Source organism: Phyllobacterium sp. P30BS-XVII, from assembly GCF_014138335.1.
Taxonomy (GTDB): domain Bacteria; phylum Pseudomonadota; class Alphaproteobacteria; order Rhizobiales; family Rhizobiaceae; genus Phyllobacterium; species Phyllobacterium meliloti.
Genome location: NZ_JACGXO010000004.1, coordinates 54,916 through 70,746, shown reverse-complemented (window position 1 = coordinate 70,746; position 15,831 = coordinate 54,916). Strand labels below are relative to the sequence as shown.

14 protein-coding genes are annotated in these 15,831 nt (G+C 54.7%); 4 read left to right on the top strand and 10 right to left on the bottom strand.

The features are described from left to right. Nucleotides 1-16 precede the first annotated feature (16 nt). Complete coding sequence (locus FHW17_RS12615) at nt 17-1,471, bottom strand: MDR family MFS transporter (RefSeq protein WP_182510024.1); 1,455 nt, start codon at nt 1,469-1,471, stop codon at nt 17-19. Nucleotides 1,472-1,679: 208 nt separating this feature from the next. After that, nucleotides 1,680-2,225, bottom strand: coding sequence for a hypothetical protein (locus FHW17_RS12610; RefSeq protein ID WP_113095898.1), 546 nt, complete (start codon nt 2,223-2,225; stop codon nt 1,680-1,682). A gap of 496 nt (nt 2,226-2,721) precedes the next feature. Here FHW17_RS12610 and FHW17_RS12605 point away from each other — a divergent pair, with 496 nt between their 5' ends. After that, nucleotides 2,722-3,837: a branched-chain amino acid ABC transporter substrate-binding protein gene (locus FHW17_RS12605; RefSeq protein ID WP_182510023.1), complete on the top strand. Its 1,116-nt coding sequence runs from the start codon at nt 2,722-2,724 to the stop codon at nt 3,835-3,837. Between the two features lie 83 nt (nt 3,838-3,920). Here FHW17_RS12605 and FHW17_RS12600 read toward each other — a convergent pair whose 3' ends face one another. Next, nucleotides 3,921-5,066, bottom strand: coding sequence for a helix-turn-helix transcriptional regulator (locus tag FHW17_RS12600; RefSeq protein ID WP_182510022.1), 1,146 nt, complete (start codon nt 5,064-5,066; stop codon nt 3,921-3,923). 375 nt (nt 5,067-5,441) lie between these two features. Between FHW17_RS12600 and FHW17_RS12595 the strand changes: the two genes are divergently transcribed. Together FHW17_RS12595 and FHW17_RS12590 are read left to right on the top strand one after the other, a co-directional pair. Beyond that, a complete protein-coding gene (locus FHW17_RS12595) occupies nt 5,442-6,131 on the top strand; it encodes a GntR family transcriptional regulator (protein WP_227989005.1) in 690 nt (229 codons plus the stop codon). A gap of 245 nt (nt 6,132-6,376) precedes the next feature. Beyond that, nucleotides 6,377-6,748, top strand: a complete 372-nt coding sequence (locus FHW17_RS12590; RefSeq protein ID WP_182510021.1) for a hypothetical protein — start codon at nt 6,377-6,379, stop codon at nt 6,746-6,748. 52 nt (nt 6,749-6,800) lie between these two features. Here FHW17_RS12590 and FHW17_RS12585 read toward each other — a convergent pair whose 3' ends face one another. Both FHW17_RS12585 and FHW17_RS12580 read right to left on the bottom strand, forming a co-directional pair. After that, nucleotides 6,801-7,325, bottom strand: coding sequence for a DUF1003 domain-containing protein (locus FHW17_RS12585; RefSeq protein WP_112526312.1), 525 nt, complete (start codon nt 7,323-7,325; stop codon nt 6,801-6,803). Between the two features lie 138 nt (nt 7,326-7,463). Then, nucleotides 7,464-8,378 carry a LysR family transcriptional regulator gene (locus tag FHW17_RS12580; RefSeq protein WP_113095901.1) on the bottom strand — a complete coding sequence of 305 codons (915 nt, stop codon included), beginning with the start codon at nt 8,376-8,378 and terminating at the stop codon, nt 7,464-7,466. Between the two features lie 87 nt (nt 8,379-8,465). Between FHW17_RS12580 and FHW17_RS12575 the strand changes: the two genes are divergently transcribed. After that, the gene (locus FHW17_RS12575; protein WP_112526316.1) at nt 8,466-9,299 is read left to right on the top strand and encodes an NAD(P)H-dependent oxidoreductase; all 834 of its coding nucleotides are present in this window, start codon (nt 8,466-8,468) and stop codon (nt 9,297-9,299) included. Nucleotides 9,300-9,315: 16 nt separating this feature from the next. On the opposite strand, the gene FHW17_RS12570 is transcribed toward FHW17_RS12575, so the two are convergent. The 5 genes from FHW17_RS12570 to FHW17_RS12550 form a co-directional block, all read right to left on the bottom strand. Beyond that, nucleotides 9,316-9,993: a DUF2161 family putative PD-(D/E)XK-type phosphodiesterase gene (locus FHW17_RS12570; RefSeq protein WP_182510020.1), complete on the bottom strand. Its 678-nt coding sequence runs from the start codon at nt 9,991-9,993 to the stop codon at nt 9,316-9,318. Between the two features lie 90 nt (nt 9,994-10,083). Beyond that, the gene (locus FHW17_RS12565; RefSeq protein ID WP_182510019.1) at nt 10,084-11,709 is read right to left on the bottom strand and encodes a GMC family oxidoreductase; all 1,626 of its coding nucleotides are present in this window, start codon (nt 11,707-11,709) and stop codon (nt 10,084-10,086) included. Next, nucleotides 11,706-13,235 carry an FGGY-family carbohydrate kinase gene (locus FHW17_RS12560; RefSeq protein ID WP_112526322.1) on the bottom strand — a complete coding sequence of 510 codons (1,530 nt, stop codon included), beginning with the start codon at nt 13,233-13,235 and terminating at the stop codon, nt 11,706-11,708. The genes FHW17_RS12565 and FHW17_RS12560 overlap by 4 nt, the downstream gene beginning before the upstream one ends. 32 nt (nt 13,236-13,267) lie before the next feature. After that, complete coding sequence (locus tag FHW17_RS12555; protein ID WP_112526324.1) at nt 13,268-14,110, bottom strand: class I fructose-bisphosphate aldolase; 843 nt, start codon at nt 14,108-14,110, stop codon at nt 13,268-13,270. Further along, entirely contained in the window at nt 14,094-15,830 is a 1,737-nt protein-coding gene (locus FHW17_RS12550; RefSeq protein ID WP_112526326.1) for a glycerol-3-phosphate dehydrogenase/oxidase, read from the bottom strand. Before FHW17_RS12550 ends, FHW17_RS12555 begins: the two co-directional genes overlap by 17 nt. Between the last annotated feature and the right edge of the window lies 1 nt (nt 15,831).

The following is a 15,831-nucleotide window of genomic DNA, read 5'->3' as shown; positions in this document are numbered from 1 at the left end:
GACAATCAACGGTTGGTTATGCCGCAGGCTTCTTGACGAAGAAGGATGCCAGAACCGCACCAAGCGAAATGATCGCCCCGCAAAGAAACGCTGTTTTGATGCCGCCGGTTGTTGCGGCGAGGATATCGCCACCGCCAGCGCTGACACTCGCTGCACGCAAAGTCATGATGGCAACAAACAGCGCTGTACCAGCGGCACCGGCAACCTGTTGGGTGGTGCCGATCATGGCACTGCCATGGGAATAAAGTTTGGGTGGCAGTGATCCCAGGCTGACGGTGAACAGCGGCGTAAACATCAAAGCAAGCCCAATGCTCAACACGATATGCGCGATCAGCAGCATCCAGTACGGCGTATCCTGCTGCACGAAGATCAGTCCCCACATCACCAGACTGAGCAGAATTGCACCCGGAATAACCAATGGTTTTGGCCCATATTTATCAAACAGGCTGCCGACCTTTGGCGCGCAGAGACCCATGATCAACCCACCCGGCAACAAGAGAAGCCCGGTTTGCAAAGTGGTAAGCCCCAGCACATTCTGCAGATAGATCGGCAGAAGAATGAAGACGCCAAACATCGACATCATCAAGATGGCCATCATGACCACCGCGATCGTGAATGTTTTTGTCGTCAGCGTGCGCAGGTCAAGAAGTGCCCGGTTCTGCTTTTGCAGTTGCAGCTGACGCAAAACAAAAATTGCGATCACGGCTGCACCGATCAGGAGCGGAATCCACGGCGAGACGACAGGAGGATGAAGCGCTGCTTCACCCAGTCCACTGAGACCATAGACAAAGCTGCCAAAACCGATGGCAGAGAGGAATATGGAGAGGACATCGATTGGTGCTGTCGTGGGCACTGTAACGTTCTTTATCCGCGAGGCACCCAGTGCCAGCGCGCCAAGTGCGATTGGCAGCACCAGAAGGAACAGCCAACGCCAGTCGAGCGCTGACAGGATCAAGCCCGAGATTGTCGGCCCGATTGCCGGTGCAACCGAAATGACAATCGAGATGTTTCCCATGGTTTTGCCACGCGTTTCCGGTGGCACAAGGTTCATCACCGTTGTCATAAGCAGCGGCATCATGATCGCTGTGCCTGATGCTTGAACAATACGCCCCACGACAAGCTCGGCGAAACCCGGCGCAAGCGCTGAAATCAGTGTGCCGGCACTGAACAAGGACATGGCAAGAATGAATACAGGACGTGTATTGAGGCGTTGCAGCAGATAGCCGGTAACAGGGATGACAACAGCCATCGTCAGCATGAAAGCTGTCGTGAGCCATTGGGCGGCGCTGGCGGTAATGCCAAGGTCGGACATCAGGTGCGGTAGTGCGACACCCATGATCGTTTCATTAAGAATAACGACAAATGCCGATACCAAAAGCAGAGCGATGACAAGTTTATTGCGAGCACTGTGGTCTTCGACAACAGATTCTGGTGCCGATGCATCGCTATAGGTGGAGGAGTCATTGGTCATGATATTGCCTTAACTGGACTTCGGACAGAGATAACGGCAATCGTCTGAATAGCCAAACGATTGATGTATCCTGATGATGACGAACGGGCTTAGTCGTTTCCGACAGATGTGACTGATTATTTTGACCACATCGTGAATAAAGGACATGACGGCATGGAGAACATGCCATCAGACCCCATGAAAACGGGTTTGATTTACTCGGTCTTGACTAACGAAGGTAGCCAGCCAGTGCGCCGATACCCATGCCAGCCTGGAATCCTACATTAACACCGCCCATAATCAACACAGCCGGTGCGCGCCAGATGGCGAATTGCGCGTACATCATCATGAGGGGATTGGTCAATCCGATGATCAATGGCAATGGATCTATTCCCAAGATCATTGCGGAGCCACTAAAGCCAGCGACAATGCCTGCTGCCGCGTCGATATAGACAGTCGCCCCCCGAATGTCCGATTCGGCCAATTCGGTGCCTTTGAAGGCGTCAGTCATGTAGACTTTGCCCCAGCTTGGGTAGGATGTCAGTGACCCCGCAGCCCCAACCGATGATCCTTTGATCTTGAAGGTGGGTGCTTTAAATTTGCCGAGTCTGGCTTCCTCGCCAATTCCGCCCCCCAGACCGCCATACCAGAAGCTTTTCTGTACTCCCGAAGGATCGTGCAGGAAAATCTTGCCGCCAGAACCAACCGCGTAACCGATAGCCAGACCACCGGTGGACCCTGTTTCGTAACTCCAGGCGCTTGATCTTAAAAACATGGATTTATCCCTTTCACATGACAATGGTTGGAACGGTCCAGTTGAAACACTGGCAAACCATGGCCTTTCTGGAGAAACTGGTGATGCTGGGGTAGCCGCCCGAATAGCTCTTCTGGGACGACGAGGCGTTCGCCTTCCAATAGGAAATGCTTCATGTCCGAACCTCTTTGCGAGAGTCTGAGTTTTCTCTCAAGCAATGCTAGGGGACGTTTTAGGTAAGCCGCGAATTCTGTACAGTTGTCATATGCCAATGATGAGCCAATTAAAGCCATTCGGCGGGAATTTTGCCGTGCTGCTCGCAATGTATTACGCAGCTGGCATCAATGGCGACGCTGAATAATCATATGGATGGCATATGCCAACTGTTCAGAACTCACCGCAATCGTAAAAAGTTAGCCATTCTCGCTGCGCCTTCCAAAGAGCGCGGATGCGAAATGGCTGCCGGGTAAAACCTTGCCAGACCAGCCAATTATTAACATTGAATCTGGAGTTCAAGATGAAGACGTCATTACTATCGGGTGTTGCGGTCGCCGCAATGTTGGTGTTGGGCGGAACGGCATATGCGGATCTTTTGGTCGGTATCGGTGCTCCTCTGACTGGTCCAAATGCTGCTGTCGGTGCTCAGATCCAAAAAGGGGCTGAAGCCGCTATTGCCGAGATCAATGCTGCCGGAGGCATCAATGGCGAGAAGGTCAAGCTTGTGCTCGGCGATGATGTTTCCGATGCAAAACAGGGTGTCTCGGTAGCCAACAAGTTTGTTGCTGATGGCGTCAAATATGTGATTGGCCACTATAATTCCGGTGTTTCCATTCCGGCATCCGAAGTCTACGCGGAAAATGGCATTGTTGAAATCACGCCCGGCGCAACCAACCCTGTGTTCACAGAGCGCGGCCTTTGGAACACATTCCGCACCTGCGGTCGTGATGATCAGCAGGGTGGTATTGCTGGCGAATATATTGCCAAGCATTTCAAGAATTCGAAAATTGCTGTTATCCATGACAAGACGCCCTATGGACAGGGGCTTGCCGATGAAACCCGGAAGATGCTGGAAGGCAAAGGGATCAAGACAACCCTTTATGAAGGTGTGAATGTTGGCGACAAGGATTTCTCCGCGCTTATCTCCAAAGCCAAACAGGCGGGGGTCAGCGTCCTTTACTGGGGTGGTCTGCATACGGAAGGCGGTTTGATCATTCGCCAATTGGCTGATCAGGGCTTGAAGGTTACATTTATATCAGGTGACGGCATTGCAAACACCGAACTGGCTGCGATTGCAGGTGACGCGGTGGCGGGAACGCTGAACACATTCGGTCCTGATCCACGCACCAATCCTGCCAATAAGAAGATTGTCGACAAGTTCCGTACCTCTGGTTTTGAACCTGAAGCCTATACGCTGTATTCCTATGCGGCGGCTCAGGTTCTTGCCGCAGCAGCAACAGCTGCCAAGACCAATGATCCGGAAACTGTTGCCAAGACCCTGAAGACCAAAGGACCATTCAAGTCGGTTCTGGGAGAGATTGCCTTTGATGACAAGGGTGATCCAAAGCTGCCGGGTTACATCATGTATGAATGGAAAAAGAACAAGGACGGGGCTTACACCTACGTTCCGCAATAAGCGGTGATCTTCCCAAGCCAGCCGTGAAGATGCCCGGTCGATTGACCGGGCATCTTTTTTCCGCAAGCCGTTAAACTCCTGTTCTAATGCCCATTCTTCAGCAGGACAGGCGCAGCATTCTTGAGCAAGGCCACCAGCTGGCTTTGCTGATGGGTGCCGGTCTTGTGAAACAGGCGCTCGAGATAAGCGCGGGCCGTACTGTTCTTCAGACCTGTTTCCATCGCCGCGTCCTTCAGGGAATAGCCGCTGGCGAGCAGCGCGGCCAATCGGGATTCCGAGGGTGTCAGTTTAAAGATTGCCCGGATCTGCTCATCGAAACCATCAGGATTACCCATGTCGATCTTCTTGATGATGACAATGGCGCAGCGACCGCTCGTCAATCCAGCAAAGGGCGAATCAAACACGGGCGCAATTTCCAGCACGTAATCGGCCACCTGCCCGGCATCCCCGGAGGATTCGATAATGACACGACCACCTGAGCCGACCACGCCGTTCATGTGAAGGCCACATGCTTCAGCTACCAGCTTTTTCAATTGACGCAATGACTGGGACTGGACTGTCAGAAAGCCATTACGCCGCGCCAGCTCAGCATGGCCCGTATCCAGCAGCACTCCGGCCGGGTCATTCATTTCGAGAATGCGCAGATCCGCATCCACCACCACGGCGCCAAAGGGCAAGCGGGAGAAGGTTGCCGTCAAGGCATTGGCAAGCCGCATCTGTTCGTTGATCTGGCTTGCCCGTTCGAAGTGTGGAGTCAGAAGCGCAAAAAGCTCCGCTTCGCTGTTTTCGAAAGATGGCTGGTTGGGCCCACGTCTGATGTCAACGAATGTAAGGCCCGTCGCTGTGTGGTTAAGTTTGCAGCATAAGCCGTCATACATATCCTGCGGCTTCATCCATTCGTTCCAGAAGGTGCTGCGCCGGAACGTATCCACATCGAAAAGATTTCTGTCAGCGACGATGCGATGCAATGGTCCCGCCGATAGCGAGGTCACATAGGGATTTGTCTGGGTGTGTTCTTCGACATATTTTCGAAAATAACCCTCATCCTGATCGGTATTGAAGGCCCAGGTTGCTGTTCCATTGTTGGCGTGATTGGTGAGGCATACGGCCGAACTGTTGAGCAGTTGGCGCGTTGACTGAATGGCTGGCGTCCATTGCGTTGGATCGAAGGCGGCCAGATAAATCTGGCCAATCAGCCCAGTAATCTGCGCTAGGGATGTTTCAATCATTCTCAATTCCTTCTGATCCCGACCGCTCGCTGCGTCATGAATTCCGCAAATGCTGGAAGCTACGAATTCGCTGAACAGGGCGGCGAGCGATCAAATCTATTGTGAATATGGATACCGAGATTCTCGATCAGCCCAGTCCTCGCGATCTTTTCTGGTCGCGATGGTGTGAACGAGCGAGGTGACATGCTTGAACCTTTTAAGTCTGTGAAATCGGCATGGATGGAGATGAAACTTGAATGGCCCGGAGAGACAAGGCCGTCTGAAGTTGCGTCATTCTCTACGCCGGTTTAATTTGGGATACTCGTATACAAGTTCGTGAGTTGACATTCAATAGCCCTCTCAGGCATGTCCAGATGAAAAGTATAAGGGGGTGAAATGAGTCCGTTGGACAAGCTGTTCGGCAGCGAGATGAAGAAGCCGCAAACGGCGGCAGACCAGGTTGCCAACACTTTGCGGGAAGCTATCGTCAAAGGTACGATTTTATCAGGTGCTGCATTGCGGCAGGACGATCTGGCATCGCGATTTGGTGTCAGCCGTATGCCTGTTCGTGATGCATTGCGATTGCTGGAGGCGGAGGGATTGGTTTCCATTCATCCGACGCGTGGGGCTTTCGTCGCGCAGATGGATGCGGTGGAAATAAGCGAGATTTTCACGGTTCGGGAGTTGCTTGAAAGCGCGGCCTTGCGTCTGGCCTTTCCCTTTTTGACCACCGGGATTTTGGATCAAGCAGAACGCATACAGGACCAGATTGACGAAGAGCCCAATATCAGCCTTTGGGGCACGTTAAATCTGGCGTTTCACATGACACTGTACAATCCATGCCACAACACGCGGCTGCTCTCGCTTATTGAAGCCCAGCATGGTGCCGCTGACCGCTATGTTCGCATCTTCATGTCAAATATCGATTTTCGAGGTATTTCGAACAATGGACATAGGGGAATTATAATGGCGTGCCGTCAGGGCGATGAATTGCTCGCAGTACAGAAATTGACGGAACATCTTCAGGACGGGCGTCACAAACTCATTGGTTCCGTCAAGAACCTGTCAGAGGCAGCGGCCCGATAACGGGCGGCTCTCTAATCTCTCTCAGCATACGGCGATCCAACCAAACAGGCTTATTTGCCGCGCAACTGGCTGGCAAATGACAACTGTTCACACCCCGTCGCTCTCGGGCAAAGACAGCACATATGACGAAGAGGCGCATCATATTCCCTGAAGGAAAGGGGGGATGCATTGCCTCGGTCAACACAACAGGCTCGCCGCCCGCGATATCATTTTCGCGGTGCGGCAGCACAACAAGAGAGCGCATCATGCCACGGATTTCGCAACTGTATTTTAAAACCGCAACGATCCTGTTTCTGGTTGGCATCGTCATGGGATTGCACATGGGGATATCGGGCAATCACAACACCTATCCGGCTCACGCCCATCTCAACCTGCTGGGCTGGGTCAGCAGTGCCATTTTCGGCATTTATTTTGCGCTTAATCCAGCGAAGGCTGGCGGCAGGCTGCCGATGATCCAGTTTGTCGTTTACACGATTGGCGTCATCGTCATGACCGTTGGACTTTATCTGATGTTGCAAGGCAATCCGGCAATGGACGCGTTGGTTGGCATCGGGTCGTTTATTGTGCTTGCCGGGGTTCTGCTTTTCACGGCAATCGTATTTTCCCGGGACGCGTGACCCCGCAGTCCAGCCATGCTTACATGGCTGCACCATCCCGTTCATGCTAAAACTATTTACCAGCTCTTTGATCACAGAGACGCCGGACTTCCTCTATGAGAGACAGGACTTCCTTCTCTCTTAGAAAATCGATCTTCTGGTGCAGAAGCTCCATCTTCTCGTGCAACAATTCGATCTCAAGTTCAGCTTTGATATTGATCTTGTAATCGTCTTCCGCATCTCTCCGATCTATATCCTGTTGGCGGTTCTGGCTCATCATGATGAACGGTGCCGCATAGGCCGCCTGAAAAGAAAGGGCGAGGTTGAGGAGAATGAATGGGTAGGGGTCCCAGCGCTGTACATAGGCGGTGACATTCAGCACAACCCAGACAAACAATATTACCGTCTGAATGATTATGAAGGGCCACGACCCCATGGTTGCGGCAACCTGATCGGCTATCCTCTGACCCGGAGTTAGATTGGGTACCAGTTTGGCAGGCTTGAGATCGCGGTTTTTTCGCCGGTGTATTCTCAAGTGACTCAAGAGCTTTCGATCGCTGTCGCCGAGGGCTCGTTTTTCCGGTTCGGTTTCTGTCATTCCATCACACCTCTTGGACCGCCCCGACGGAGCGGATTAAATAATCTTGCTGCGATGGGATTTAGCACAAAGGGATAAAGTTTGACTAAAGCGTGAAGGGCGGTAAGTCGCTGGCCCAGTTTGCCTTACGCGCCGTTATCACGCGGGGCCGGGATCGCCGGTCGCAATTGCCGCGATCTTCTCCCGCAGCCAGCGTTGCACGGGATGCGTCGTCGTCCTGTCGTGCCAGACCATCGCTATACTGAAGCCCGGAACGATCAGTGGCGGCTCCAATATTTGCAGGCGCTGCGAGCGATCCCGCGCTATTCGGTAGGGAACCAGCGCGATCATATCCGACCGCTCAATCAGCTCCGGCACCATAAGAAACCCCGGAGTGGACAGGACAACACGCCGGTTGCGACCGACAGCTTCAAGTGCCTCATCCGTCGGTCCGGTAAAGCCGCCGCCCTGCGGCGAGACAATGACATGATCAAGCGCGCAAAAAATGTCCAGATCGATACTTCCCCGCACGATTGGATGGTCAGTGCGGACAATCGCAACATAGCGTTCACGGTAGAGTTTTCTCATCCGTAGCTGTTCCGGGGCGATATCGGGCGTGATAAGCGCCAGATCAACCTCGCCGCGTTCCATCGGCGGTATAAGCTGCGACGCTTCAATGGATCGCCAGGCGATCCTCACTCCAGGTGCTTCCGTGCGCAATGCGGCGGCAAGAAGCATCAATATGGAATATTGCACGTAATCGCTGGCGACGATGGATATCGTGGCGACCGCTGTGGATGGCTCGAACGAAGCGCCTTCCGCAACAACCCGCCGAACACTTTCCAGTGCCTCATGCAATGGCGTCTGCAACTCCAGCGCGCGCTGGGTCGGCACCATGCCGCGCTGAACCGGTAATAACAGCTGGTCCCCGAGAATATCCCGCAACCGGGCAAGTCGCGCCGATAGAGCCGGTTGGCTGAGATTGAGCCGCTCGGCTGCACGGGTGACGTTCCGCTCGGCAAGCAGCGTATCCAGCGTAACGAGCAGGTTCAGGTCGAGACGGTTGATATCCATGTAAGTTATACCAGCACATTAAAACTTCGATTTCAAGAATGGCAGAGTTTGGGCCACATAAAGTTCATTGAAATCAGGAGTAAGCCAATGAGCAATGTTCTAATTATTCACGCGCATCCCGAACCAAAATCCCTGACCAGCGCTCTGAAAGATCTGGCCGTCGAAACCCTCATTGCGCAGGGGCACGACGTGCAGGTCTCCGATCTTTATGCCATGGGCTGGAAGGCTATCGCGGACCGGCAGGATTTTCTTGAGGAGGCCAAGCCTGATCGACTGAACTATATCGCCGAGTCTCGCCATGCTCTCGCATCAGGCACCCAGTCTCCTGACATCGCAGCCGAACAGCAAAAGCTGTTATGGGCGGACGCCGTGCTGTTCAGTTTCCCGCTATGGTGGTTTGGAATGCCCGCTATTTTGAAAGGCTGGGTTGATCGGGTTTTCGCTTTTGGCTTTGCCTATGGCATCGGTGCCCATGGCGGTGAACGGTGGGGCGATCGTTATGGCGAAGGCACTCTTAGCGGGCGCCGGGCCATGCTTGCAGTCACGATTGGCGGCCGGGAACCGCATTACAGCGAGCGCGGTGTAAACGGGCGGATTGAGGATATTCTCTGGCCTATCCAGCACGGAATGCTTTTCTATCCGGGTATGGAAGTGCTGCCGCCCTTTACAATTTACCAGAGCAACAGGCTCTCCGAAGCCGATTGGCCTGCGACTGCCGAAGCATACAAGCTCCGCATTGCAAACCTGTTCAACGAGCAACCTATCCCGTTCCGCACCCAGAATGGCGGGCATTATGATGGCCAGCAGGTTCTGAAATCGGGATTGGGCGCTGGAACAAGTGGTGCGAACATCCACCTTGTGCAACCGGGAGATCCCCAGCAGATTCTCGACAGCGCCGTGCCGGAACTGGAACAGGCATAAGCCTATTAAGTTCGTATTATTCGGGCAGATTGACTTCGTTCACCGGTCGCGGCGGCCAACGCTTGAGAGCTTCGACACCCAGCTCTGTCAATGCGTAAACGCCGCGATCGACACGCTCGAACCAGCCGTAAACATTCGTCAGCAGAATCTTTGCCGCATCGGGCGCCGTGTCACGCAAATCGCGTGGGCGCAATTGACCTTGCTGCAAAGCCTGAGCGCAGGCGAGGGCGCGCTGACGGTAGGCCGTCATGATCGGCTTGCGGGTTCCGCCGCCTAACGTCGGATCGCCCTTGCGTCGCTGATGTTCCCTGACAAGACGCGATCGTTTACGCGCATTCTTTCGAGGCATCGGCGCTTCAGGGCTCACAATGACGCTGACGACGTCGTTATCGGCAACGCCAAGCATGCCAAAACCGAGGCGACGGCAGAGGTTGCGAAAACGGCGATCACTTTCGCGTCCCTTACCCTTGGCTGAAACCCGTGCTGCGATCCAGACTTCATCGCTCGCCGTGGCGCGGTCGACAGCCTGTAAAATAAGCTCAAGATTGAAACTGACTTTCAGTTCGCAAATGACAACAAGCGGCGGTTCGCCGTCGGACAGGGCGACGATGTCACAGCCAACGATTTCGCCCTTTACATTATAACCGGCCTCTTCGAGGAAGCCTTTGATGGGAAGGTAAAGCTCCGTTTCCAAATCATGTCCTTTGTCTTGGGCGGCAGTTTACAGCTATTCGTGGAAGATTGTCTCCATGTCGCAATACTTCACAGACAAATTTTGACGCTTTCAGCTTCGTTCCAGAATAAGATCGGCGGCCTTTTCTGCAATCATGATGACAGGCGAGTTCGTGTTGCCGGAGACAATTGTCGGCATGATGGAGGCGTCGACAACGCGCAATCCTTCCAGCCCATGCACCCGCAAATCAGGACCAACGACAGCCCGGTTGTCATTGCCCATCTTGCATGTCCCCACGGGATGAAAAATCGTTGTGGCAATATCTCCGGCGCGATGGATCAACTCATCATCACTCTGATATTGCGTGCCCGGCAGCATCTCAATCGGCTGATATTTCTCCAGAGTTCTTGTTGCCATGAGATTGCGCGCATGGCGGATCGATCCGGCTGCGAGCAATCTGTCACCGGCAGTGGACAGATAGTTTGGCCTGATATGAGGTTGCTCACCCGCATCTCGTCCGGAGATATGCACCGTACCGCGACTTTCCGGGCGCAGATTGCACACTGAAACCGTCACAGCAGGATAGCGGTGCAGTGGTTCACCAAGCCGATCCGTGCTGAGCGGCTGGACATGATATTCAAGATCGGGCGTCAGCAATGCCGGGTGGCTCCTGGCAAAAATACCGAGCTGGCTCGGTGCCATGGAGAGGGGACCGGAGCGGCGAAGAATATACTCCAATCCCATCCCTGCCCGTGTGAAAAGGTTATGGTAAAGCTGATTCAGTGTCTTCGCGCCTTCAATGCGGAAGACCGTTCGTATCTGCAAATGATCCTGCAAATTCTCGCCAACACCGGGAAGGTTGTGGACGGGCTCAAGTCCCGCTTCCTTGAGTATCTCGGGCCTGCCAATTCCTGAAAGTTCAAGGATTTTGGGCGAGTTGATCGCACCAGCGGACAGGATGATTTCCCCGGTAGCCGTTACCTTGCAAAGCCGCCCATCCTTTTGGTAGCGGACAGCCGTTGCGCGCTTGCCGGTGAATTCCAGCTTTTGGACCTCCGCACCCGTCAATACGCGAAGATTTGGCCGCTTCAGAGCCGGGCGAAGAAACGCTTTTGTCGTGTTCCAACGAACGCCGCCACGCTGATTGACTTCAAAGTACCCTGATCCTTCATTGTCGCCTGAGTTGAAATCATCGGTCTTCTTGATCCCAAGCTCTTCGGCTGCATCGCGGAACGCATCAAGGATGGGCCATGAAAGCCGCTGTTGTTCCACGCGCCACTCACCGCCAGCGCCGTGCATGGAAGACGAGCCACGGTAATTGTCTTCGGATTTCACGAAGTAGGGAAGTACATCATCCCAACCCCAACCGGTATTACCCGCCTGCCGCCAGCCATCATAATCGGCCGCCTGTCCACGCATGTAGATCATGCCATTGATGGACGAACAGCCGCCAAGCACCTTGCCGCGGGGGTAGGGAAGCGAGCGTCCGTTGAGACCGGTTTCCGCGTTGGTTTTCATCATCCAGTCGGTTCGCGGATTATCCATGCAATAGAGATAACCGATGGGCACATGAATCCAGTGATATCGATCGTTACCACCCGCTTCGAGCAGGAGAACGCGGTTCTTCGGGTTTGCAGATAGCCGGTTGGCGAGCACGCAACCCGCTGACCCCGCTCCAATAATGATAAAGTCATAGACGCCTTCATCTACTGCCGTTTGACTGTGTCTCCCGTTCACGCGGCTACTCCGGTCGCTGTGGGTTCATGCGCAGCCATGCGCTTCCAGATCGGGGCCATTGCATCGGCAATATCCCGGTAGAGTTGATAGCGGCGGGCATAGTGAACCGCCCGTGTTGCGTCAGGTCGATAATGGCGATCGGCGCTAACCATCGCACCGGCACCAGCCTCAAAGTCAGCAAATATGCCGACGGCCGTGCCCGCTGCTATCGCCGCACCGAGTGCCCCAGTCTGGCTTGACCGCGCCACTGTGACGGGGACACCGAGTACATCCGCGAAAATCTGTGGCCAGAACAGGCTGCGTGAACCGCCACCTGAAAGCACAGCTTCATCAAAATTTGCACCGGCGGCTCGCAATGTCTCGATATGCTGGCGATGGCCAAATGCCACGCCCTCCAGCAAAGCGCGGATCAGATGGCCTTTGGTGTGCCACCCGGCAACACCATAAAAACCTGCCCGGGCATTGCCGTCCTGCTGGGCTCCATAAAGGAACGGATGATAGATCGGGTCGTTCGCGGCTGGTTCTATCGTCGATGCCAGTTCACAGCAGACATCGAACGGCGAGCGCCCGTCCGGCTGTTCCCCATGGAAGAACTCGCGCACGAGCCATTCAAGGTTGGCCGCCGATGTCGCACTCGACTCGATTGCCATATAACGCTCGCGATCAAAGGTTGATGACATGAAGAACGGTTCATCAAGGCGAGGCGTATCGACAACCACCTGATTGATGCTCCATGTGCCGGCGATGATTGAGGCTGCACCTGTTCGGGTTACGCCCGAGCCAATCGCCGAAGCGATGACATCGAAAAGCCCGCCAATAACTGGCGTTCCGGCGGCGAGACCTGTCGCTTCCGCTGCTTCCTGCGTCACTGTTCCGGCTATATCTGCGCTTTCAATGAGCTTTGGCAAAAGATCCATGCATTCACCCAAGCCAAATGCGGTCATGAGTTCCTGATCATAGCGGCGTTCCGCGACGTTCAAGAGACCGCAGCCCGCCATATCGGACATCTCGCTCACCCGCTTGCCCGTCAATCGGTTGACGATGAAATCCTTGCAGAGAAAGACGGTACCGATCTTGCCAAATGTTTCGGGCCGGTGGCGCTTGATCCAGGCGAGAAGCGTCGGCGTCTGCGATGGCCATGGCCGCTGCAAGCCAATCGGATAGGTGCGCTCGCCAACGCCCTGCGCCTGCCATTCTTCCACCAGATCGGCTGCGCGTGTGTCGAGAGACTGGATGGCGAGCAGGGGTTTGCCCGCGCGGTCGAGTGTGTACAGTCCATTACCGTGTCCGGCACAGCCGATTGCAGCAATCTGCTCCGGATTTATTCCAGCCTCGTTGATGCATCTTTGAATGACTGTTCGGGCATTGGTCCAGAGTTCGTCCAGCCCGCGCTCAACATGGCCGGGGTAGGGCATGCTGCTGTGCCCTTCCTCAGCCGCCGAAGCGATTTCATTGCCCTGCCGGTCGAAAATGATCGCCTTGATGATGGTGTTGCCAGCATCAAGACCCAATAAATACTCTCCCATACGGAACCCCTCCTCAGGTTCTTGTTTTATTCTCAGCCCTGCTGGTAGAGCGCGTAGGCCTGCTCGCCGCTGGCATTGTCGTGGATGATGGCCATCAGCCCGCGCACCACAGCGCTCGGGTTAGCGTGCTGATAGATGTTCCGCCCATAAACCATGCCAACAGCACCTTGCTGCATCAAAGCTGCCGACTTTTCAAAGACAAGGCGCAGGTCCTCCTTCCCGCCACCCCGCACCAGAACCGGACACCGTGCGGCCTCCACCACCCGATGAAAATCTTCCGCTGATGTCGTAGGGTCCGCTTTGATGATATCAGCGCCCATCTCGCGGGCAAGGCGGGTCAGCGTGACGATCTTGTCCGCATCGCCATCCACCATATAGCCGCCGCGTTCTGTCACCGGCTGCATGACAAGCGGTTCAATCATCAGGGGCATACCGTATCTGTCGCAATCAGCGCGTACCCGTGCAATGTTTTGGACGCACTGGCGGAACAGGTCTGGCTCATCGGGAAGCATGAAGAGATTGACGACAACGCAGGCCGCATCCATCGCAATCGCGCCGATCAGCGGTTCAGCCTCATTTTGCAGGACAGCCCACATATCGCGATGGCGGATGGCATTATAGGGATTTCCCATGTCGATACGCATGACAAGGGCGGGCTTATCCTTGCCGGGTACATTCTGCAAAAGATCAGCCTGACCATAATTCATCTGAATGGCATCTGGGCCAGCCGCTACCAGCGCGCGCACCACCCCTTCCATATCCTCAAGGCCATTCAAAAAGGATGGTTCGTTGCAAACGCCGTGATCGATTGCCACATCGAGGCAGCGTCCGGCACCAAATAGGCGGTTCATACGAACCTTATGATTGTTTCGCATATTGTATTCCTTGTTCATTGCGTGCGGTGAGTGCGTCGAGGCCGACGCCATGGCGTTCGGCGAGAAGCTTGAGGAAGCGGTTCAGCTCCGCCGTTCGGCGTGCGGGTGCCCAATCTCTTTCGTGTGCAAGCAGATCAAGCGCTGCTTGCGCCATGTCGAGTGACAGTTGGCCGCTAATGGCCAAAGTGGTGCGGCGTAACAGCAGATCGTCAAGGTGTTCGACGGCTTCATTGAGGATAAGAAACAGCATTTCCCGAACCGAATATCCGGCGTGGGGCATCGCTTTATCAGGGCTCTCGGCAATAAAGCGCGCAACAGTTTCCGCATCGGTGCCATAGCGCTCGAAAAGTTCGATCATGCGTTTCGGGGAAACGCCCGTAGCAGACGACCGGCGAGCAATCCATTCACTTATATTATCCGGGAATTCCCGTCCGCCACCGATTGCGCGCGCTGTGGTTGTTACCTGCCGTGTCCGCTTCAGACGTTCCAATGTCATATCGGCTGCGAGTTCACCGAACGAGCGAAAGGTTGTCCATTTGCCACCGATCATGCACAGCACCGGCGGCTCATTTTCATCCGCCTCAACAATCGTGCAATAGTGGTCGCGCGGGATTCGCCCCGTGAAATCATCCTTGCTGGCCGGGAGTGGACGAACGCCAGAAAACTGGAAAACGATTTCCTCCGGGTGAATGCGAATATCAGGCAGCACGAAGGCAAGCGATTGCAGGATGTAATCCCGTTCATCAGGTTCGCAATAAACGCTCTCCGGATCATCGACGCGGATATCGGTCGAACCAACCAGAACTTTGCCAAGATAGGGAAAGAGGATGCAGATGCGCCCGTCCTCATTCTCGTAATAGATCATATGGCCATCAAGCGCGGCAGCGAGTTCAGCGTTGTCGATGATCAGATGCGAACCTTTTGTGCCTCCCATCAATGGGGTGGAAGGTGCCGTTTTGGGGAGCAGGGTGGTATTTGCAATATCAATCCAGCCGCCCGTCGCATTGATGATGAAAGCGGGTTCGATTGGCATCATCGTACCTGCGATATGGTCTTGCACGACAAAACCGCCTTGGTCGGTTCGCCTAAGCTCCGCATAGTTCAGCGCATATGCATGGTTCCCGGCTGACAAACCATCCTGCAGCAGCTCAATCCCGATACGCTCAGGATGTTTGACCCAGGCATCATGATAGGTGGCCGAACTTTTGATAGCAGGATTAAGCGCTGGCCATTTGGCAAGTGTTGCCTGCCGTCCGCGAAAACGATGGCGCGGCATCAATGCACGTTTGCGCGTCAGGAAGTCGTAAATGCTCAAGCCAGCTTTGACCGTGATAGCACCACGCCGGCTTGGTCTGCGGCTCAACCCCAGAAACCGGACAATGCCATTGGCAAGACCGGAGAAAACATCAAAGACCGGAACTGTTGTTGGCAATGGCGCGACAAGGTGAGGGGCGTTGCGCAAAAGGCGATCACGCTCGACAAGTGATTCACGCACCAGGCTGAATTCGCCGTTTTCGAGATAGCGCAGGCCACCATGCACCATGCGCGACAGGGCGGCACTAGCGCCCGAGCAATAGTCATGTTTCTCCACAAGCAGCACGTTGACGCCCTGCAAGGCCAGTTCGCGGAACACGCTGATGCCGTTGATACCACCGCCGACAACGCACACGTCCACCTTCGGACTCCGACGAAGTCCGTCAAATATCTCTTCACGGTTCATG